The sequence below is a fragment of the Streptomyces sp. NPDC028419 genome (assembly GCF_055565515.1).
Genome location: NZ_JBVHUE010000004.1, coordinates 265,929 through 284,857, shown reverse-complemented (window position 1 = coordinate 284,857; position 18,929 = coordinate 265,929). Strand labels below are relative to the sequence as shown.

Below are 18,929 nucleotides of genomic sequence, written 5' to 3'. Positions count from 1 at the left end.
GGTTGCTGATCCCCCGTGGTTCACATGTCCAGGATCCGGCTCTGCGGACGCGCGGGCGGCGCGACCGGGGCCGGGTCGGGCGACTCCAGGGCGCGGGCCGCCGCGGGGACGTCCTCGGTGTCCTGCATCTTCTTGAGCCGCGACAGGGTCTCCAGCTCCTGCTCGGTGAAGCCGTCCCGGCTGGCCCGGGTGGCCGCTTCGAGCAGGACGAGGACCTGGCGGATGCGGACGGCGTCCTCCGCGAGGCCCCGGTGAAGACTGCGGTAGGCGGTGGCGGTGGGGCCCTGCCAGCCCGCCGCGATGCTGTCGACGACCGCGTCCATGCGGCGCGTCTGCTCTTCCAGGTACGACTGCATCGCGTCGAGGTCGTCGGCGAGCCGACCGAGGTCGTCCTGAGACACGTCGAGATCGGAGTTCTGCATTCCGGCCCGGCCCCCGTCCGTCGCGTGTGCGGGCCGTTTCCCGCCCGTGGCTGATTTCAGTCGGGAAGTCTAGGTGTGCGGGTCAAGAGGGCCGGGGCCGGGGGTCGTTCAGAGGTACGGGGCGAACTCGTCCAGGGTCCGCAGGACCTCGCCCTCGTCCGCCGACGGCAGTTGCAGGACGACCTCGTCGAGGCCGAGGTCGGCGTAGTGGGCCAGCTTCCCGGGAGTGGGCCGGACGGCGTACGGAACCACCTGGAGGGACTTCGGGTCGCGCCCCGCGGCCTCCCACACCGCGCGCAGCGCGGGCAGGGACTCGGTCAGCCCGCCGCCGCCGATGGGCATCCACCCGTCGGCGTGGTCGGCGATCGCGGCGAAGAGCTTGGGCCCGGCCTGGCCGCCGATCAGGGTGCGGGGGCCGTGCAGCGGGACGCCGGGGGCGAGCTCGCGGGCGGCCTGCGCCGGCTTGGGGAAGGCCGAGCTGGCCTGGACGCTGGAGAACTGGCCGACGTACGCCGTGGGTTCGGGGGCCCACAGGGCGCGCATCAGGGCCATCCGGTCCCGCACCAGCTCGCGCCGCTCCCGCCACCGCACCCCGTGGTCGGCGGCCTCCTCGACGTTCCAGCCGTAGCCGAGGCCGAGGGTGAAGCGGCCGCCGCAGAGGTGGTCGAGGGTGGCGATCTGCTTGGCCAGCACGATCGGGTCGTGCTGGGCGACCAGGGTGATCCCGGTGCCGAGGTGCAGCCGCTCGGTGACGGCGGAGGCCTGGCCGAGGGCCACGAACGGGTCGACGGTGCGCCCGTACTCCTCGGGCAGCGCGCCGCCCATCGGGGCCGGGGTGTCGCGGCTGACGGGGATGTGGGTGTGCTCGGGCAGGTAGAGCCCGGCGAACCCCCGCTCCTCCAGGGCGCGGGCGAGCGGCACCGGCGCGATGGTCCGGTCGGTGAGGAAGATGGTGGTGGCGATCCGCAGGTTCGGTGTGCTCGGCATGTGGACGGAGACCTCCGGTGACGTGGGTGGGGTCACGGTACGGGCTCACGTGCGAGGTGGGCAGGGCGCCGCGACGTCCAAGTCCGAGAGGTAGCGGTCGTGTTCGGCCTTGCCCAGCGGATCGGCCACAACCCCGCAGAGGATCCGGCGCCAGGCCGCGACGTCGATGGTGTGCCGGACGAGCGAGCCGTCGCTGCCGAGGGTCAGGATCTGGCCGGCGGGGTCGTTGAGGACGGAGCGACCTCCGTCCGTCGCCAGAGTCTGGCCGTCGAGCGCCCAGGTGCCGCGGGCCTCGCCGGTCTCGGAGTCCCAGAACTGCAGGGAAGACTCCTTGCCCTTCGAGACCACCTGGACGAGCAGCCGGCCGTCGGGGGCGAACGCGCTATCGCCCCCCCGGGCGACGGTGGTGCTCTCGGCGACGCGGCCCGAAGCGACGTCGAGGAGGTGGATGCGTTCGTCCGCGTCCGTGGCGGTGGCCTTTGCGCCGTCGTGGCTGAGCACCACGGAGCTCATCCGGGAGGCGACCAACTCGCTCGGCTGTTTGACCAGCTTCCCCTTCGACCAGCGCCAGATGGTCGCGGTGTCGCCGTCGGGCACGCCGACGGTGGTGCGGTCGCCGCTGAAGCCGATGCGTGTGTTCGAATCCGCGCCGTGACGGATGCGCTGGACGCTGTCCCAACTCCGGGTGTCGACCAGCGACAGCTCCTTCTCCCACTGGACCAGGGCGTGGACGTCGTCCGGGAGGAAGGACAGGAACCGGGGCGATTCTTCGAAGAAGGTCGGCGCCTCGGCGCCGATCCGCTTGCCGGTGCGCAGGTCCCACAGGGACCTCTTCGCCGCCTGGGAGACCGCGGCTCTGGTGCCGTCGGCGGTGACGACCACGGAATCCGTGGAGCCGGGCTTGCGACTGATGGCGACGGGCAGGTGCCCCAGCCGCTGGAGGGCGTTCGGGGCCGCGACGGAGACCCGCCAGACGTCCGTGCCCCCGTCGACGTCGCGCAGCGCGAGTCCGCGGTCATCGGTGAACTCCTCGCGCTTCAGCTGCTGTGGGTTCGCGAGGGGGGTGCCCGTCTGGCTCCCCGTGGTGGAGAAGACCGTGAGCGCGCCGTCGTCCGCGATGGCGGCCACCCAGCGGCCGTCGCCCGAGGTGCTTATGTCCATCACGGGCCAGCCGAATGAGCCGATGGCTCGTTGGCGTTTGAGGGCGGTGTCGTAGAGGGACACGATCTCTCCGTCCACGCCCAGGGCCATGTCCTTGCCGTCGGTCGGTATGACGAGCCTGCTGGGGCCCTGGGCGACGGAGGCGGTGCGCCGTCCGCTGCTGAGGTCCCACAGCTCGTCGTTGCCCTTGCCGACGACGTAGGCCCAGGACGCGTTTCCGGGGACGACGGCGTGGTGCTCCTTGTCCAGGGTCATTCCGTCGATGGTGCGGGTGGGGGCCCAGGTGTTGGTGTCCAGGCGCAGGGTGTTCACCCGCGCCTGCTGGGCGTCCCGGACCTGGAGTTCCCCCGGTCGAACGAAGGACACGTTGCTCAGCGAGTCCTGCACCTCGCCGGTGGAGAGGCGGGTGCCAGACCGAGCGTTCCAGACACCGTAGTAGACCTTTTCGTGGGAGTCCGGCATGTAATAGGTGACCGCCACGTGCTGCCCGTCGTCGGAGAGAGCCATGCTCTGGAAGTGCATGGAGGCGGTGTCGAGATCCCGGCTGTTGGGGTCGGTCACGATGGTCCGCATCAACCGTTGCCCAGGTACGTCCCAGATCTCAATCTCGTTGGGGTAGATCTCCACGGCGAGGATCTTGCCGTCCGCGCTCAGCCGCAGCCCTCCTCCGCCCAGCGGCCAGCCCTTGCCTCTGAGGGCGGGCAGCGGCGTGCGGGTCTGGAGGTCGTAGAGGTTCACGTGTCGATCACTGATGTCGTCGGCCGTGACGTCGTAGTCCGAGTAGTAGGCGAGTAGCCGACCGTCCCGGCTGATCGTGACGCGGTTGGAAGTCGTTTTCGAGGGACCGTGCCACAAGGCGGTCTGCTCCCGACCGCCCTGCACGTGCCAGACCACCGGCCCGTTCGCCGCCACCGCCCGCCCCAGGGCCTGGGCCGACTCGCCCGTCTGCTGGACCCGGTCGGCGTAGAGGGCGAACTGGGCGGCCTTGCGGGGGTCGGAGCCCGCCATCTCCAGGGAGCGGGCGGCCAGGGCCTGGGAGGCGGAGGTGCGGGCGCGGGCCAGGGCGGTGTTGCGCTGCTGCCAGGCGAAGACGCCGGCGATCAGGGAGGTCACCAGGAGCAGGGCGAGGGTGACGACGGCGGTGCGCAGGATGCGGGTCGCGAGGCGGTGCTGGCGCAGGTCCTCGCCGTCGAGCGCGTCCTTGGAACGGCCGTGCAGGGGGGCGGCGAGGGTGGCGATGGCGTCGCGGAACTCGGCCTGGCGCAGGGAGAACTCGCCGCCCTCGCGGACGGCGGTCAGGTCCACCCACAGGGGTTCGGTGGCGAACCTGCCGCGCAGTACCGGCGGGAGGACGGTGGTCCGGTTCCAGTCGAAGTCCCCGGTCGCCGGGTCCCAGGCGATGTCGCCGTCGCTGACCGCTATGAGGAAGCGGTCCATGGGGCGGTGGGCGATCCAGAACTCGATCTCCTCGCGGACCCACCGGGACTCGGCCGCCGCGGGGGAGGCGAGGTAGATGAAGAAGCGGGAGTTCGCCAGCTCCTTCTTGATGGATCCCCCGAGGTCGCTGTTGGCGGCGAGGCTGGTCGTGTCGCGGAAGACGTTGACGACCTGACGGCGCGTCCAGGGTCGTGCGAGGTGCTGCAGGCCGCGTTGGAGTCCCTGCGCGAGTGCGGTGTCGAACTTGTGGCTGTACGAGATGAACGCGTCGCGTTCCATGGCTGCCCCCCGGAGCCCGGCACTTGTGTGATCCCAGGCAACTCGTAGGGTGACATGCAGAGTTCGCGATCCGGGAGGGGTTCGGCATGCGTCGTTGGCTCAGGCGGGGAAGCGCGCTGGCGGGCGGGGCGGCGAAGGCGCTCGCTCCGCAGCAGATCAGCGTCAAGTTAACGATCCCGTTCGTCGCGGAGATCAGCGGTACCTGGGAGCCGGTGGCGGTCGAGCGGGAGGCGGCCTGGGAGCTGTACGTCGAGCTCGCCACCCGGATCTCGGTCGTCGAACTCGGCGAGGACGAAGGCCTGTTGCGCGAGGCGCTGTCGTCCCTCTACACGGTCTTCGGGACCACCCGGGAGATCCTGCGCCGTTACGGTCCCGCGGTGGCCCCGCGCGTGGCGCCCGGGCACGTCACCTTCGGCACGCTCGCGGTCAACGTGCTGAACCTGTCGATCCGGCCCCTGCTGAGCCGCTGGCACCCGCTGCTCGCGGCGCACGAGGGCCAGCGCGGCTCCGGAACCGACCCGGTGGCCCACGAGCGGGCCTGGGAGCGGGCGGCGGAGTTGCGGCGGGAGATGGAGGACGTGCGGCAGGTGCTCCTCGCGCTCGCCCGGTCCCTGAACGAGGTCGCCGAGGTCGGGGACCTGATCACCGTACGGCTCCCGAGCCAGGCGGATGACGGGGTCGTCGACCGGAGCGGTCAGGCGCGGGGGTAGCGGGTCAGCCAGGACGGGGAGGAGGTGGTCGGGCCGTGGAGGGCGGGGCCCTGGGTCATCTCCAGGGCGAAGTCGTCGGCGAGTTCGAGGATCGTGGGGCGGCCCTCCAGGTCGGCCAGCCAGGGGGCCGGGAGGGCGGTCTCGCCGTGCAGGGCGCCCAGCAGGGCTCCGCACAGGGCGCCGGTCGCGGTGGAGTCGCCGCCGTGGTTGACCGCGAGGCGCAGGCCGTGGCGGACGTCCTCGGCGACGAGGGCGCAGTACACGGCCACGGCGAGGGCGTCCTCGGCGCCGCGGCCGTCGCCGGGCGAGAGCGACGCGATGATCTCGGGCGACGGAACGCCTCGGGTCACGGCGGCCGTGGCCCGCTGGAGGGCGTCGGTCACGGGCTGCTGCCCGGCCCGGGAGCCGAGCAGGCCCAGGGCGCGCTGGACGGCCGCGTCGAGGCTCGCGCCGCGGGTCAGGCCGTGGACGATCACCGCGAGCGCGCCCGCCGACAGGTAGGCGGTGGGGTGGCCGTGGCTCTGCGTGGCGCACTCGACGGCCAGTTGGAGGACCAGGGCCGGCTCCCAGCCGACGAGCAGCCCGAAGGGGGCGGAGCGGGCCAGCGCGCCGGCGTCCCGGGCGGTGGGGTTCTTGGGCTGCTCCAGGGTGCCGAGGATCTCGTCGCCGAAGCCGGTCATGCAGGCGCGGTCGGGGCCGCGGCGGGCGTAGAGCCACTCCTCGTGGGCGAGCCAGCCGTTCTCCTTGCGCCGCTCGTCCGGGCCCCAGTCGTGCTGGGTGGCGGCCCACCGCAGGTAGGCGCGGTGGACGTCGGTGGGCGGGTGCCAGGCGCCGGTGTCCCGGCGCACGTGGGCCCGTATCAGGCCGTCGACGGTGAAGAGGGTGAGCTGGGTGGAGGCGGTGACGGCGCCGCGCCGGCCGTGGGCGGGGGCCGGTTCGGTCAGGCCCTGCGGGCCGTGGGCCTCGCGGATCCCGTCGAGGCAGAGCCCGGCGATCGGCGCGCCGAGGGCGTCGCCGATGGCGGAGCCGAGCAGGGCGCCGCGCACCCGGCTGCGGAAGTCCTGCTGTTCGACCCGGCCCCACAGGGCCGTGGTCACGCTCCCGGTGGTCACGCTTCCCGTCGTCACGTCTGCCGCCGCCAAGTCCATCGACACATCCCCCCGCTGGCTCTGGCGGGCACTGTAGTGGACCGGCCCGTTCGATTTCGGAGAGATGCTTTTAAGCGGCCCGTAAGTGTGCGGAGAAAGGCCGGAATAGCGGTACTTCCGGCTCCGCATGCCGTGTGATCGGCCAAGTGGCACGTTTTGTCACTCGCCTTCGGGGTGGCTGTTTCCGGCCATGCTTCGTTCACACGACGTTCGCGCCGGGCCCACAGATTCGACGGCATGAAGAAGGCACTCCTCGCCGCGACCGCCGTCGCCGCCGCGCTCACCCTCACCGCCCTCGCCCCGGTCGCCAGCGCCCACGGGAGCCAGGGGGACGACGACCGGCGGGGCCGCTCGGCCGTTCCGTTCACCGCCGCCACCGTCACGGCCGGCGCCGACGGCTCGTTCACCGTGAAGTGGGACGCCGCCAAGGCCAACGGCTCCGGCAACGCCAAGGGCGTCAAGCGGGTCGAGATCAGGGCCAACGGCAAGGTCGTCGCCAAGGGCGGCGCCGCCGGTCAGGCCGTGGTCAAGGGCCTGCCCGCCGCCGACCGCCAGTGGTTCGACCTCGTACCGGACCGCGGCCAGGGCCTGCGCCTCGCCGACCGCCTGATCACGCTGGAGGGCACGGCCAACTTCCGTGACGCGGGCGGCTACCGCACCACCACCGGCCAGTGGGTCAAGATGGGCGAGATCTACCGCTCGGACGCCCTCGACAAGCTCACCGAGGGGGACCGGGCCAAGCTCGGGCGGCTGCACGTCAAGACCGTCTTCGACCTGCGCATGGAGGACGAGCGCGCCAAGGGACCCGACAAGGTCCCGGCGGGCGCCACCTACGTCGTCGCCGACGTCTTCGCGGGCTCCGGCTCCTTCCAGACCCTGCCCAAGACCCCCGACGAGGCCGTCAAGGCCATGACCGAGGCCGAGAAGGCCATGGTCAGCGGCGCGGGCGGCAAGAAGGCGTACGCGCGGGTCTTCGAGGGCATCGGCAACGACCGCTCCCGCGCCGTCCTCTTCCACTGCACCGCGGGCAAGGACCGCACGGGCTGGGCGAACGCCTCCCTGCTGACCGCGCTCGGCGTGCCGGCCGACACCGTCATGGCCGACTACCTCGCCAGCAACGACTACCGCAAGGCCGCCAACGACGCGGTCCTCGCGCACCTGCCGGCCCAGCAGGCCGCCGTCTACAAGCCGATGCTCGACGTCCGCCCCGCATACCTGAACGCCGGCTACGCCGAGGTCGAGGCGACGTACGGGTCCTTCGACCGCTACCTCGACCAGGGGCTCGGCATCGACGCGCGCGAACTGAAGCGGCTCAAGCGGGACCTCCTCGTCGGCTGACCCGCCCGGCGTGCCCCGCCCGGCGTTCCCCGCCTACTCCAGGACCGGCAGCAGCTCGGGCAGGTGCCCGTCCGAGGCGTGCGCCGCGCGCAGCCGCTCCTCGGGCACCTCGCCGTACAGCGTCGTACGGGCCCGGGCCGGCCGCCCGGCGGCCTCCGCGATCGCGACCAGGTCCCGGACCGACTTGTACGAGCCGTAACCCGAGCCCGCCATCCGGGAGATGGTCTCCTCCATCAGCGTCCCGCCCAGGTCGTTCGCCCCCGAGCGCAGCATCTCGGCGGCGCCCGCCGCGCCGAGCTTGACCCAGCTGGTCTGGATGTTGGTGATGTGCGGGTGGAGCAGCAGCCGGGACATCGCGATCACCGCCCGGTTGTCGCGGTCCGTCGGGCCGGGCCGCGCGATGCCCGCCAGGTAGACGGGCGCGTTGGTGTGGATGAAGGGCAGCGTCACGAACTCCGTGAAGCCGCCCGTCCGCTGCTGGATCCGGGCCAGGGTGCGCAGGTGGCCCAGCCAGTGCCGCGGCTGGTCCACGTGCCCGTACATCATCGTCGACGAGGAGCGGATGCCCAGCTCGTGCGCGGTGGTGATGACGTCGATCCAGTCGGCGGTGGGCAGCTTCCCCTTGGTGAGCACCCAGCGGACCTCGTCGTCCAGGATCTCCGCCGCCGTCCCCGGGATCGAGTCCAGCCCGGCCTCCTTGGCCGCCGTCAGCCAGTCGCGGACCGACATCCCGGTGCGGGTCGCGCCGTTGACGACCTCCATCGGGGAGAAGGCGTGCACGTGCATGCCGGGCACCCGCGCCTTCACCGCGCGCGCGATGTCGAAGTACGCCGTCCCGGGCAGGTCCGGGTGGATGCCGCCCTGCATGCACACCTCGACCGCGCCCACGTCCCACGCCTGCGCGGCCCGGTCGGCGACCTGGTCGAGGGAGAGGGTGTAGGCGTCGGCGTCGGTGCGGCGCTGGGCGAAGGCGCAGAACCGGCAGCCGGTGTAACAGACGTTGGTGAAGTTGATGTTGCGCGTGACGATGTACGTCACCTCGTCGCCCACGACGGACCTGCGCAGGTCGTCGGCGATCCGGCAGAGCGCGTCCAGGGCCGGGCCGTCCGCGTGCAGCAGGGCGAGGGCCTGGTCGTCGGTGAGCGCCGTCGGGTCGTCGGCGGCCTGCGCGAGGGCCGCGCGGACCTCGGTGTCCAGCCGCTCGGGGCCGCCGCGCCCGGGGTCCGGGGCCATGCCGGGGGCCGCGGCCTCGCGCAGCGCCTCCCAGTCGCCGTAGACGTGGTCGAAGTCGTCGCGCCGGTCGGAGGTGCGGCCCTCGGTGTCGATGGTGGCGTGCAGATCGGTGCGGCCGGTGCTCGTGAAGCCCTCGTCGGGCTCCTGCCACGGGCGCCCCTCGACCCGCGCGCCCTCGTCCGCGAGCCCGCTCTCCCCGTCGGCCAGCGCGCGCACGTGCGGCAGCAGCCGGGGGTCCAGCCAGGGTTCGCCGCGCCGGAGGAACTCCGGGTAGATGGTCAGGCGTTCGCGCAGCTCGAAGCCGGCGGCGGCGGTCCGCGCGGCCAGCTCCTCGACGTGCGGCCAGGGCCGTTCCGGGTTCACGTGGTCGGGGGTGAGCGGGGAGACCCCGCCCCAGTCGTCGATGCCCGCGCCGATGATCAGGGCGTACTCGGCGTCCACCAGGTTCGGCGGGGCCTGGATCCGGGCGGCCGGGCCCAGGACGTGTCGGGCCACCGCGATGGCGGCGGCCAGCTCCTCCAGCTCCGCGTCCGGCATCGCGCGCATCGCGGTGTCCGGCTTGGCGCGGAAGTTCTGGACGATGACCTCCTGGATGCCGTGGTAGGCCCGCTGGATCCGGCGCAGCTCGAAGAACGCGTCCGCGCGCTCCTCGTACGACTCGCCGATGCCGATCAGCACCCCGGTGGTGAAGGGGACGTTGGAACGGCCCGCGTCCTCCAGGACGCGCAGCCGCACGGCCGGCTCCTTGTCGGGGGAGCCGTGGTGCGGGCCGCCCGGCTCCGACCACAGCCGGGTCGCGGTGGTCTCCAGCATCATGCCCATCGAGGGCGCGACCGGCTTGAGGCGCTGCAGGTCGGACCAGGTCATCACCCCGGGGTTGAGGTGCGGGAGCAGGCCCGTCTCCTCCAGCACCCGGATCGCCATCGCCCGGACGTAGGCGAGCGTGTCGTCGTAGCCGTGCGCGTCGAGCCACTCGCGGGCCTCGGGCCAGCGGTCCTCGGGGCGGTCGCCGAGCGTGAAGAGCGCCTCCTTGCACCCCATCGCGGCACCCTCGCGGGCGATGTCGAGCACCTCGTCGGGGGAGAGGTAGAGGCCGTGGCCCGCGCGGCGCAGCTTGCCGGGGACCGTGACGAAGGTGCAGTAGTGGCACTTGTCGCGGCAGAGGCGGGTGAGGGGGATGAAGACCTTGCGGGAGTACGTGATGACCCCGGGGCGGCCCGCGGCGGCGAGGCCGGCGTCCCGGACCCGGGCGGCGGAGGCGGCGAGGTCCCGCAGGGCCTCGCCGCGCGCCTGGAGCAGAACGGCCGCCTCGGCCGCGTCCAGCGCGACGCCGTCGCGCGCCCGCTTGAGGGCGCGGCGCATGGAGTTGTCGGTCGGAGCGGTGCTCGGAGTGCTCATGGCGTGAGCATACGATCCGCGGATCCCGGTGCGCGGGCTGCTGTGACGGGCCTCATCGCATCAGCTCACCGGCGTTGACCAGCAGTGACTGGCCGGTTATCGCCCGGGCGCGGTCGGAGGCGAGGAAGACCGCGGCGTCCGCGACGTCCCCGTCGGTGGCCAGCTCGGGCAGCGCCATCCGCTGGGTGAGGCGCGCCAGCACCTCCTCCTCCGGCACGTTCTCGGAGTGCGCGCTGAAGGTCACGAAGGCCTGCACGGGCGGGCCCCACATCCAGCCCGGCAGCACGGTGTTGACCCGGATCCGGTCCGGGCCGAGCTCGCGGGCCATCGAGTACATGGTGGAGGTCAGCGCGCCCTTGGAGGCGGCGTACGCGGCCTGCTGGACCTCGGAGGGGGCGGCGATGGCGGACTGCGTGCCGATGATGACGACGGCCCCGCCGTTGGCCTTGAGCGCGGGCAGGCAGGCGCGGGTCATCCGCAGGGTGCCGAGGAGGTTGACGTCGAGGATCTGCTGCCAGGTGCCGAAGTCGGCGTCCTGGAGGCCGCCGAAGTAGGAGTCCCAGGCGGCGACGTGCACGACCGCGTCGATCCGGCCGAAACGGTCCTGTGCGAGGGCGGCGAGGGCGGCGCACTGGGCCTCGTCGGTGATGTCGGTGGGGAGGTGGGCGGTGTGCGTGCCGTCGGGGTCGATCTCGGCGGCGGACTTGGCGAGGTTGGCCTCGGTGCGGGCGCCGAGGACGGCGTTGCCGCCGTCGCGGACGACGGCGGCGGCGACCTGGTGGCCCAGCCCGGCGCCGACGCCGGAGACGATGACGGTCTTGCCTTGCAGCAGCATGCGGGCTCCTGGTGGGGCGGGGGCTCGTGGATCTGACGGGGCGTCAGGCTACGGGGGTGCGGGCGGAGTGTGAAGCCCTTGGGTCCGGCCGGGTCGTCCGCCCTCCGGGGGCGCCTCGAACGCCGGCGGGGCTTGAGGCGGGGCCTGGAGGGGGTGGTCAGGACAGGGCGGTGGACAGGCGGGTCAGGCCCTCGGCTATTTCGGTGGGGGTGTGGGTGGTGAAGGAGAGGCGGAGGGTGCGGGGGTCCGGGGGGCCGGTGAAGAAGGCGGCACCCGGCACGTACGCCACGTCGTGCTCCACCGCGACCTTCAGCAGGGCGCCCGCGTCGTACCCCTCCGGGAGCCGCGCCCAGACGAACATGCCGCCCTCCGGCCGGTTCCATCGCGACCCCGCGGGCAGCGCACCCGGCAGCCCCGCGAGCAGCGCGTCCCGCCGCTCGCGGTAGGCCCGCCGGACGACGCCCACGTGCGCGGCCAGGTCGTTGGCGGCCAGGTAGTGCGCCGCCGCCATCTGGTCCACCGTCGAGGTGTGCAGGTCACTGGCTTGCTTGGCCACCACCGCGGCCCGCCGCAGCGCCGCCGGGGCGCGGAGCCAGCCGAGCCGCAGCCCGGGCGCCATGACCTTGGAGAAGCTGCCGAGCAGCGCCGTACGGTCACCCGCCCCCGGGTGCGCGGCCAGCCAGGGGACCTCCGCCCCCTCGTAGCGGAGTTCGCCGTACGGGTCGTCCTCGACCAGCCACGTCCCGAGTCGCTCGGCGATCTCGGCCACGGCGGCCCGGCGGGCGCCGGGCAGGGTGCGGCCGGTCGGGTTCTGGAAGGTGGGCACGGTGTACAGCAGCTTCGGCCGCTCGCGCCGCACGGCCTCCTCCAGCGCCTCCGGCACGATCCCGTCCGCGTCGCAGGTCACGGCCACCACGCGCGCCCCGGCCAGGCGGAAGCACTGGAGGGCCGCCAGATAGGTCGGGTTCTCGACCAGGACCACGTCCCCCGGCTCCACCAGCGTGGCCGTGACGAGCGCGAGGGCCTGCTGCGAACCGGTGGTGACCAGCACGTCGTCCGGCGAGGTCGGGAGCCCGCGCGCGCTCGCCCGGGCGGCGACGGCGGCGCGCAGTTCGGGGGCGCCCTCGGTGGTCGAGTACTGCAGGGCGCGCGCGGCCGAGGTGGCGAAGGCGGCGTCGTACGCGGCCCGCAGGCCCTCGGTGTCGAAGAGCTCCGGCGCCGGCAGCCCGCCCGCGAAGTTGATCACGCCGGGCCGCTCGGTGAGGGCGAGGATCTCGCGCACGGGCGAGCCCGCGGTCGAGACGGCCCGCGCGGCGAAGGGGGGCGGGGATGCGGGCACGGTGACTCCTTCGGGAGGCGGATGGGCGCAGCGTAGCGGCGGAAGGTGCATAGGGCACCCACCTGTCCACGGGCTGAACTCGCCCCGACCACTCCACATCTGATGAATCATCAGCTAGACCGGTCCCATGACGACAGAAGACACCCGCCCCGACGACTACGCCGCGCTCGCGTCGGTCGGCCCCTACGGCGTCCACCCGGGCCACGCGCTCATCACCATGGTCGAGCCGCACCCGGGCCACGAGTTCGCGTACAACCGCTGGTACGAGGACGACCACTACTACGCCGGGGCCATGGCCATGCCGTGGATGTTCGCCGGGCGCCGCTGGGTCGCCACCCGCGAACTCCAGGAGCTGCGCTACCCGGAGAAGTCGGCCGTCGCCCAGCCGGTCACCGCGGGCTGCTACCTGTCGACGTACTGGGTGACCGAGGGCCGCTACGACGAGCACATGAAGTGGACCGTCGGCATCAACAAGCGGCTGAACCGCGACGGACGCGTCTACCAGGACCGCACGCACGTCTTCACCGCCTTCCAGGACCACGAGGCGACCGTCTACCGCGACGGGGCCGCCGGGCCCCGGGACTACCACGCGATGGACCACCCGTACGCCGGGCTCGTCCTCCAGGTCATCGATGCGCAGGGCCCCGAGCAGCGGGCGGAACTGCTGGAGTGGCTGCGCTCGCGGCACCTGCCGCAGCGCCTGCACGGCTCACCGGCCGCGCTGGTGACGGTCTTCCGGCCGACCCCGCTGCCGGGCGACCGGATGACGTACGTCAAGCAGGTCGAGGGGGTCGACACCCGGCTGACGCTGCTGTGGTTCCTGGAGGCCGACCCGCGCACCTGTTGGGACCGCTTCCAGGGGCTGGAGGCGGAGGTCGCTGCGGCGGGGCCGGGCGGGAAGGTGGAGCTGGTGGCGCCGTTCGTCCCGACCGTGCCGGGGACGGACCGGTACGTCGACCAGCTCCGCTAGGAGACGGAGGCGGCCTACGGGTGCGGGTGCGGGGGCGGGCACGGCCGAGCCCCCTCGGCCGGGACGGCGGGCCAGTCGAGAGGGCTCCAGTCAGTACTGCGGGTCCTGCGGGTCCTGCCGGTCTTGCCGGTCCTACGGGTTCTGCCGGTGGTGCGGGCAGGTCGGTCGGGGAGCTCGTCGTGATGCTCAGACGAGCTGTCCCAGCCGGCCTTCGTTGACCTCGTTGACGAACGAGGTCCAGGAACCCGGCGCGAAGGCGATGGACGGACCGTCCTGCACCTTCGAGTCGCGGACCGCGATGGCCTCGGTGACGGGGGACTTGACTTCGACGCACGCACCGTTGCCGCCGGAGTACGAGGACTTCGTCCAGTTTTCCGTGGCGCCCAGTCGAATAGCCATGTTTTTTCTCCGGTTCAGCGAGTCGTTCCGAATTGACGTCAGCCGATTTCGTGTTTCTGGCTGACGTGATCGACGCTACCGGCACCGCCCGACGGGTGAAGGGGTCGTTCACCCGTCCGGATGGCATATTCAGGCCAGGTCTTCCGTGGCCGGGTGGTGACGGTGTACCGTACCGGCGCCCAGCGCCACCTACCCGGTTTGCTCCACTTTTACCGACGCTTGCCCGCGTGGTCGTTGATGATGTCGGAGATGAACTCCCGCGTCTGGTCCACATTCAGGGCCTGGGCGCGCAAGTGCTCGTACATCACGCTGTACTTCTGGACGTCATTCGCCTTCTCCAGGTACAAATCGCTCGTGACGCCCTCGATGTACACGACCGTCGAGTCGGAGGCGTCCGGGAATTCCAAAATGGCGTACTGGCCGTTCACGCCGGGGTGCGCGCCCATGGTGAAGGGCATCACCTGGACGGTGACGTACGGCTGTTCCGACTGCTCTATCAAGTACTCCAGCTGTCGGACCATCAATTGGCCGTCGCCCACGCGGCGGCGCAGGGCGGCCTCGTCGATGACCGCCCACAGGCGCAGCGGGCCGACGTCGACGTTGCTGTTGTCGGTCTCCGAGAGCCGCTTCTGCCGGTGCATGCGCACCTGTACGCGCTTCTCGATGTCGACCGGCGCGGTCTCCGGCAGCGCGCCGCGGATCAGCGCCTGGGCGTACTCCGGTGTCTGGAGCAGCCCCGGGACCACCTGGGGCTCGTAGGTCCGCAGGCTGGCCGCGTCCGTCTCCAGGCCGATGTAGACGCTGTACGGGATGTCGCCGAAGGCGTGCCACCAGCCCTGTTGGCGGGAGTCCTTGGCCATCTGCATCAGGGAGTCGACGAGCCGGCGGTCCTCGACCTCGTAGACGTCGCACAGGTCGCGGACATCGCGCTGGCTGATGGAACGACGGCCGTTCTCGAGCCGACTGATCTTGGACTGGGAAACGAGCAGGCGTTCGGCGACCTGTTCGGCCGTCATGCCCTTGTCCTCACGGAGCTTGCGCAGCTCCATGCCCAATCGGCGGCGTCGGACGGTGGGGTTGACATTGGACGCCACGATTACGGCACCTCCGCTTGCTTGCTGTTTGCTTACTGTCTCTCTGCGTGTCTGATGATGAGCAGACTGCCATCGAAGGGCGCGGCCTCGCTGGGGAACGGGCCGGAACGGTTCCGCGGGACCCGGGGCGCGGGACGCGTCGTGGCGCAGACGGTGCCGGGCGGGGCCGGCGGATGCCGGTGGTGCCCGGGGGCCCTGTGGGGCCCGGGAACGCAGGCGCGCGGGGTGGCGGGGCCGGTGGACCGGCCTCGCCACCCCGCGCGCTGGCGGTGTCCGCACCGGGTCCTTGGGGGATGCCGGTGGCGGCCGTGGCGTTCGTCGTGCGTCGCGCGCCGTCCGGTGGGGTGTACCGGTGACGCGTCCGTGCGTGCTGCGTTGGTGCGGTCGTTCGGTGGCGCGTTGGGCCCGTGGTGCGTGGCGCGGTGGATCAGTGCGCGGCGGCGCGGGCCATCGCGCCGGTGCGGCGCGGTTGCAGCGGAACGCTGGTCGCCACCCCGCGAGCGGTCGGCTGCGGAGCCGGTGCCGGCGCACGGTCGCGGCGCGGCTGTGCGGCCACACCGTTCTGAACGTCCATCACGGCGTGTGCCACGAGGCCGCCCATGGGGTCGTGTCGAATCAGGTCCCGCAGGCGGGACCTGGACGAACGCCCCTCATTGCCGGGGTAGAGGTGCTTGCCGAGTCCGACCGCGTGGGCCAGCGCGGCGAGCGCCGCGGTCCGCGGGTCCGGCGGTACACCGGTGCGGATCGCACTGTCCAGCCGGGCACGGATCTCCCGGCTGATTGCCGTGTCGGTCGCTTGGTAGCGAGTCGTCGGCAGAACTCCGCACATCTGGCCCGCGACGGCATGCACCATGCCGCAACGCTCCAGGTGAGCGAGGTACACCTGGCGGAGCCCCAGTCGGGGTCCGCCGATCCAGTGGACCGCCCGAACCGGACTGCCGCGACGGCGCAGCAGTTCCAGTGCGGAGTCCAGGGTCGGATCTCCTGTCGGCCGTGGCATCACCACGGCGATACGATCCCCGTCAGGGGCTATCCGTCCTGCCAGAGCCAGCTCCACTAGCTGTGCCCCGGCCAGGCCGAGGTCGAGCGACTGCGGCTGCGCCGTGGTGCCCGTTGCCGGGTCCAAAGCGAGCAGCAGAAGCTCCTCCGGAATTGTTCTGCGGCTCCTGCCCATCCATGCCTCCCCGCGTGGATGAGTGACAGGGTGACCCCTCTCACATTCATCTGTCGAGAGTGCCTGGTCGCTTTGTGGGGGAACCGGCAAGTATGTCGTACTCGTCTAGCACGGGGGCGATGCCCCCGAGACGGGACACTGTTAGACGGTTCGGACAGCGGTCCGGGTAGCGGCCGGACGTCGATCGAGGAGGAACTGGTGGCGGGCGAGTCCCCCGACAAGTCGGTAAAGCAAGGCGCGGGGGCGGCGGAATCCGACCCTCGTCTGTCGGTGTTCCGCCCCCGGGATCCGGAGGCCGCTCCCGAAGGGAAGGACGATCCCCTGCGCGCCGCGGTTGCGGCATGGGTGGCGAAATCCGACGAGCCGGATGACGAGCCGGATGCGGAGCGCGCCGCGGACGCGGATGCCGACGTGGATGCGGGCGCGCCGGAAGCGGTCGAGGTCGACGCGACCGCCGACCAGGATTCCACTTCGGCTTCGGCGGACGCGCCTGACGAGGCTCCGGCCGACTCGGAGTCGACCCCGGCCAAGGGGGCCGAGCGGGATGCCCCCGAGGATTCCGATTCCTCGGACGAAGCCGCTGATCCCGAGCGCACCTCGGTGTTCCGGATGCCTGCCAAGGATTCCGAGAAGGCGGCCGATCCGGCTCCTGCGGAGGACGCGCCGCCGGCGTTCGAGGCCTTCCGTCGCAACCCCGGTGTCGGTGGAAGCTCCCCGAAGAAGGATTCCGCTTCCCGCCCCGACCCCCGCCTCCCGGCCCCTCCCGACGCCCCCGCGAAGCCGGCCGCCGCCGAGCCGTCCGAGAAGGCCCCGGACGCGGCCGCCAGCGAGCGCACGGCCGTCTTCCGCGCGGTCCGCCCGGACGCGAAGCCCGAAGCGAAGCCGGACGCGAAGTCGGATGCGAAGCCCGACGCGAAGTCGGATGCCGCCGAGCCGGCCGAGAAGCCGGCCGCGAAGGCCCCGGCCGCGGCCGCCAGCGAGCGCACGGCCGTCTTCCGTGCGGTCCGCCCGGACGCGAAGCCCGATGCGAAGCCGGATGCCGCCGAGCCGGCCGCGAAGCCGGACGCGAAGGCTCCGGCTGCCGCCGACGGTGAGCGCACGGCGGTCTTCCGCGCGGTCCGCCCGGACGCGAAGCCGGAAGCGAAGCCGGACGCGAAGTCGGATGCCGCCGAGCCGGTCGAGAAGCCGGACGCGAAGGCTCCGGCTGCCGCCGGCGGTGAGCGCACGGCGGTCTTCCGTGCCGTTCGCCCCGACGCCGCCCCCGCGGACGCGAAGGGCCCGGCCAAGCCTGGAACCAAGCCCGAGGCCGAGGCCCCGAGCGACAGCGAACGTACGGCCGTCTTCCGTGCCGTCCGCCCGGACGCGGCCCCGGCCGACGCCACGGGCCGGGCCACCGGCACCGGCCCGTCCACCACCAAGCCCGGCGGCAGCGACAAGGCCAGCACCTTCGTACCGCTGCGCGGCGATGGCGCACCCAAGGCGGAGCCCAAGGCGGAGCCCAAGGCGGAGCCCAAGGCTCCGGCCAAGGCGACCCCGCCCCCGGCACCGAAGCCGCCCGCAGGGCCCACGGCTCCCAAGCCGCCCGTCACCCACACCGGCTCCGAGCGGACGACGCAGCAGCCGCTGCCGCCCCGGCCCCCGCTCGACCTGCTCGCCGAGCTGACGAACAACCCGCCCCCGCCGCCCAGCCCGATGCGCACCACCGTGCGCCGGGTCAAGATCTACGCCCCGCTGCTCGTGCTGCTGGTGATCATCCTCGGCATCGTCCAGCTGGTGCGCCCGCTGCCCGCCCCGACGCTGAAGATGACGGCGAAGACCTCGTACGCCTTCGAGGGCGGCAAGCCCGACCTGCCCTGGCCCACCGAGGGGCAGGCGTACATGGCCGCCGCGGGCCTCGGCACGATCGGCTCGTCCGGCGAGATGAAGCCCGTACCGATCGCGAGCGTCACCAAGTCGATGACGGCGTACATCATCATGCGCGACCACCCCTTCAAGAAGGGGGACAAGGGTCAGATGATCGACATCGACAAGACGGCCGAGACCGAGGGCAAGAAGAACAACTCCACGGACAACGAGTCGACCCTCGACACCGTCCTGGAGGGCCAGAAGATCTCGGAGTACGACGCGATCGCGGCCCTGATGATCCCCTCGGCCAACAACATCGCGCGGCTCCTGGCCCGCTGGGACTCGGGCAGCCAGGAGGCGTTCGTCGCGAAGATGAACGCCACCGCCAAGGAACTCGGCATGACCAACACGACGTACACGGACCCCTCGGGTCTGGACGCGACCACGGTCAGCACCGCCGAGGACCAGGTCAAGCTCGGTCTCAAGCTCGTCGAGATGGACGCGCTGCTCGACATCACGAGGAAGCCGAGCTGGGTCGACCCCTCCGGCAAGACGTGGCCCAACTGGAACCGGCTGGTCCCCCTCTACGACTCGCTCGGCATCAAGACCGGTACGACGACCAAGGCGGGCGGAAACCTGCTCTTCGCCGCGCAGAAGAAGGTCGGCAACACCAACCAGCTGATCGTCGGCGCCGTCCTCGGCCAGCACAAGCCGCCGATCATCGACACGGTGGTCGACGCCAGCCGCAAGCTGCTGCTCGCCACCCAGAAGTCGCTCCAGGGCGCGACGGTCGTGAAGAAGGGCGATGTCGTCGGGTACGTCGACGACGGGCTCGACGGCCACACCCCGGTCGTCGCGACCGCGGATGTCCAGGCCGTCGGGTGGTCGGGCCTCACGGTCACCGTCAAGCTGGTTGACGGCGGCACGAAGCTGCCGGAGACGGCGAAGGCGGGCGCCCAGGTGGGCGTGCTGACCGTCGGCGAGGGTGCCAGCCAGGTGAAGGTGCCGGTGGCGCTCCAGCGCGAGCTGGCCGCGCCGGGCATCGGCAGCAAGCTGACGCGCGTCGGCTGACAGTAGGTGCGGGACGGGCTCACGGCGCTCCGGGCAACCCCGGGGCGCCGGGTCGCGTCTTGGCACCGGGACGGATGTTGGGGAGTGCG

General features: G+C 72.3%; 14 protein-coding genes. 4 read left to right on the top strand and 10 right to left on the bottom strand.

Annotated elements, in window-relative coordinates; translation table 11 throughout:
• Positions 1–20: 20 nt before the first annotated feature.
• From ACZ4UB_RS07420 to ACZ4UB_RS07410, 3 genes are all read right to left on the bottom strand, one after another.
• Entirely contained in the window at positions 21–401 is a 381-nt protein-coding gene (locus ACZ4UB_RS07420; RefSeq protein WP_468068856.1) for a WXG100 family type VII secretion target, read from the bottom strand.
• Positions 402–530: 129 nt separating this feature from the next.
• A complete protein-coding gene (locus tag ACZ4UB_RS07415; protein ID WP_468068940.1) occupies positions 531–1,391 on the bottom strand; it encodes a TIGR03619 family F420-dependent LLM class oxidoreductase in 861 nt (286 codons plus the stop codon).
• Positions 1,392–1,454: 63 nt separating this feature from the next.
• Positions 1,455–4,286 carry a TIR domain-containing protein gene (locus tag ACZ4UB_RS07410; protein ID WP_468068855.1) on the bottom strand — a complete coding sequence of 944 codons (2,832 nt, stop codon included), beginning with the start codon at positions 4,284–4,286 and terminating at the stop codon, positions 1,455–1,457.
• A gap of 86 nt (positions 4,287–4,372) precedes the next feature.
• Between ACZ4UB_RS07410 and ACZ4UB_RS07405 the strand changes: the two genes are divergently transcribed.
• A complete protein-coding gene (locus ACZ4UB_RS07405; RefSeq protein ID WP_468068854.1) occupies positions 4,373–4,996 on the top strand; it encodes a hypothetical protein in 624 nt (207 codons plus the stop codon).
• Here the strand turns inward: ACZ4UB_RS07405 and ACZ4UB_RS07400 are convergent.
• Positions 4,981–6,108: an ADP-ribosylglycohydrolase family protein gene (locus tag ACZ4UB_RS07400; RefSeq protein WP_468068852.1), complete on the bottom strand. Its 1,128-nt coding sequence runs from the start codon at positions 6,106–6,108 to the stop codon at positions 4,981–4,983. The genes ACZ4UB_RS07405 and ACZ4UB_RS07400 overlap by 16 nt on opposite strands.
• 273 nt (positions 6,109–6,381) lie before the next feature.
• Between ACZ4UB_RS07400 and ACZ4UB_RS07395 the strand changes: the two genes are divergently transcribed.
• The gene (locus tag ACZ4UB_RS07395; RefSeq protein WP_468068850.1) at positions 6,382–7,482 is read left to right on the top strand and encodes a tyrosine-protein phosphatase; all 1,101 of its coding nucleotides are present in this window, start codon (positions 6,382–6,384) and stop codon (positions 7,480–7,482) included.
• Positions 7,483–7,515: 33 nt separating this feature from the next.
• Here the strand turns inward: ACZ4UB_RS07395 and ACZ4UB_RS07390 are convergent, their stop codons facing one another.
• The 3 genes from ACZ4UB_RS07390 to ACZ4UB_RS07380 all read right to left on the bottom strand — a co-directional run bounded on the left by ACZ4UB_RS07390 (position 7,516) and on the right by ACZ4UB_RS07380 (position 12,338).
• Positions 7,516–10,113, bottom strand: coding sequence for a bifunctional FO biosynthesis protein CofGH (locus ACZ4UB_RS07390; RefSeq protein WP_468068849.1), 2,598 nt, complete (start codon positions 10,111–10,113; stop codon positions 7,516–7,518).
• 52 nt (positions 10,114–10,165) lie between these two features.
• Entirely contained in the window at positions 10,166–10,948 is a 783-nt protein-coding gene (locus ACZ4UB_RS07385; RefSeq protein WP_468068847.1) for an SDR family oxidoreductase, read from the bottom strand.
• A 157-nt stretch (positions 10,949–11,105) separates the two neighbouring features.
• The gene (locus ACZ4UB_RS07380; RefSeq protein WP_468068846.1) at positions 11,106–12,338 is read right to left on the bottom strand and encodes an aminotransferase-like domain-containing protein; all 1,233 of its coding nucleotides are present in this window, start codon (positions 12,336–12,338) and stop codon (positions 11,106–11,108) included.
• A 76-nt stretch (positions 12,339–12,414) separates the two neighbouring features.
• On the opposite strand from ACZ4UB_RS07380, the gene ACZ4UB_RS07375 reads away from it, so the two are divergent.
• Entirely contained in the window at positions 12,415–13,257 is an 843-nt protein-coding gene (locus ACZ4UB_RS07375; RefSeq protein ID WP_468068844.1) for a hypothetical protein, read from the top strand.
• A gap of 186 nt (positions 13,258–13,443) precedes the next feature.
• Here ACZ4UB_RS07375 and ACZ4UB_RS07370 read toward each other — a convergent pair whose 3' ends face one another.
• The 3 genes from ACZ4UB_RS07370 to ACZ4UB_RS07360 form a co-directional block, all read right to left on the bottom strand.
• Entirely contained in the window at positions 13,444–13,656 is a 213-nt protein-coding gene (locus tag ACZ4UB_RS07370) for a DUF397 domain-containing protein (protein WP_354380417.1), read from the bottom strand.
• A gap of 209 nt (positions 13,657–13,865) precedes the next feature.
• Positions 13,866–14,750, bottom strand: coding sequence for a helix-turn-helix domain-containing protein (locus ACZ4UB_RS07365; protein ID WP_354380418.1), 885 nt, complete (start codon positions 14,748–14,750; stop codon positions 13,866–13,868).
• 427 nt (positions 14,751–15,177) lie between these two features.
• Positions 15,178–15,924 carry a GOLPH3/VPS74 family protein gene (locus tag ACZ4UB_RS07360; RefSeq protein WP_354380419.1) on the bottom strand — a complete coding sequence of 249 codons (747 nt, stop codon included), beginning with the start codon at positions 15,922–15,924 and terminating at the stop codon, positions 15,178–15,180.
• 345 nt (positions 15,925–16,269) lie between these two features.
• Here ACZ4UB_RS07360 and ACZ4UB_RS07355 point away from each other — a divergent pair, with 345 nt between their 5' ends.
• On the top strand, positions 16,270–18,840 hold the full coding sequence (locus ACZ4UB_RS07355; protein ID WP_468068842.1) for a D-alanyl-D-alanine carboxypeptidase family protein: 2,571 nt from the start codon (positions 16,270–16,272) through the stop codon (positions 18,838–18,840).
• The last annotated feature ends 89 nt before the right edge of the window (positions 18,841–18,929 follow it).

Excerpts from the sequence above, each read along its gene's own strand:
- ACZ4UB_RS07385 (WP_468068847.1), bottom strand. The coding sequence starts at position 10,948 with ATGCTGCTGCAAGGCAAGACCGTCATCGTCTCCGGCGTCGGCGCCGGG.
- ACZ4UB_RS07410 (WP_468068855.1), bottom strand. The coding sequence starts at position 4,286 with ATGGAACGCGACGCGTTCATCTCGTACAGCCACAAGTTCGACACCGCA.
- ACZ4UB_RS07405 (WP_468068854.1), top strand. The coding sequence starts at position 4,373 with ATGCGTCGTTGGCTCAGGCGGGGAAGCGCGCTGGCGGGCGGGGCGGCG.
- ACZ4UB_RS07370 (WP_354380417.1), bottom strand. The coding sequence starts at position 13,656 with ATGGCTATTCGACTGGGCGCCACGGAAAACTGGACGAAGTCCTCGTAC.
- ACZ4UB_RS07375 (WP_468068844.1), top strand. The coding sequence starts at position 12,415 with ATGACGACAGAAGACACCCGCCCCGACGACTACGCCGCGCTCGCGTCG.
- ACZ4UB_RS07360 (WP_354380419.1), bottom strand. The coding sequence starts at position 15,924 with ATGGGCAGGAGCCGCAGAACAATTCCGGAGGAGCTTCTGCTGCTCGCT.
- ACZ4UB_RS07395 (WP_468068850.1), top strand. The coding sequence starts at position 6,382 with ATGAAGAAGGCACTCCTCGCCGCGACCGCCGTCGCCGCCGCGCTCACC.
- ACZ4UB_RS07380 (WP_468068846.1), bottom strand. The coding sequence starts at position 12,338 with ATGCACCTTCCGCCGCTACGCTGCGCCCATCCGCCTCCCGAAGGAGTC.
- ACZ4UB_RS07390 (WP_468068849.1), bottom strand. The coding sequence starts at position 10,113 with ATGAGCACTCCGAGCACCGCTCCGACCGACAACTCCATGCGCCGCGCC.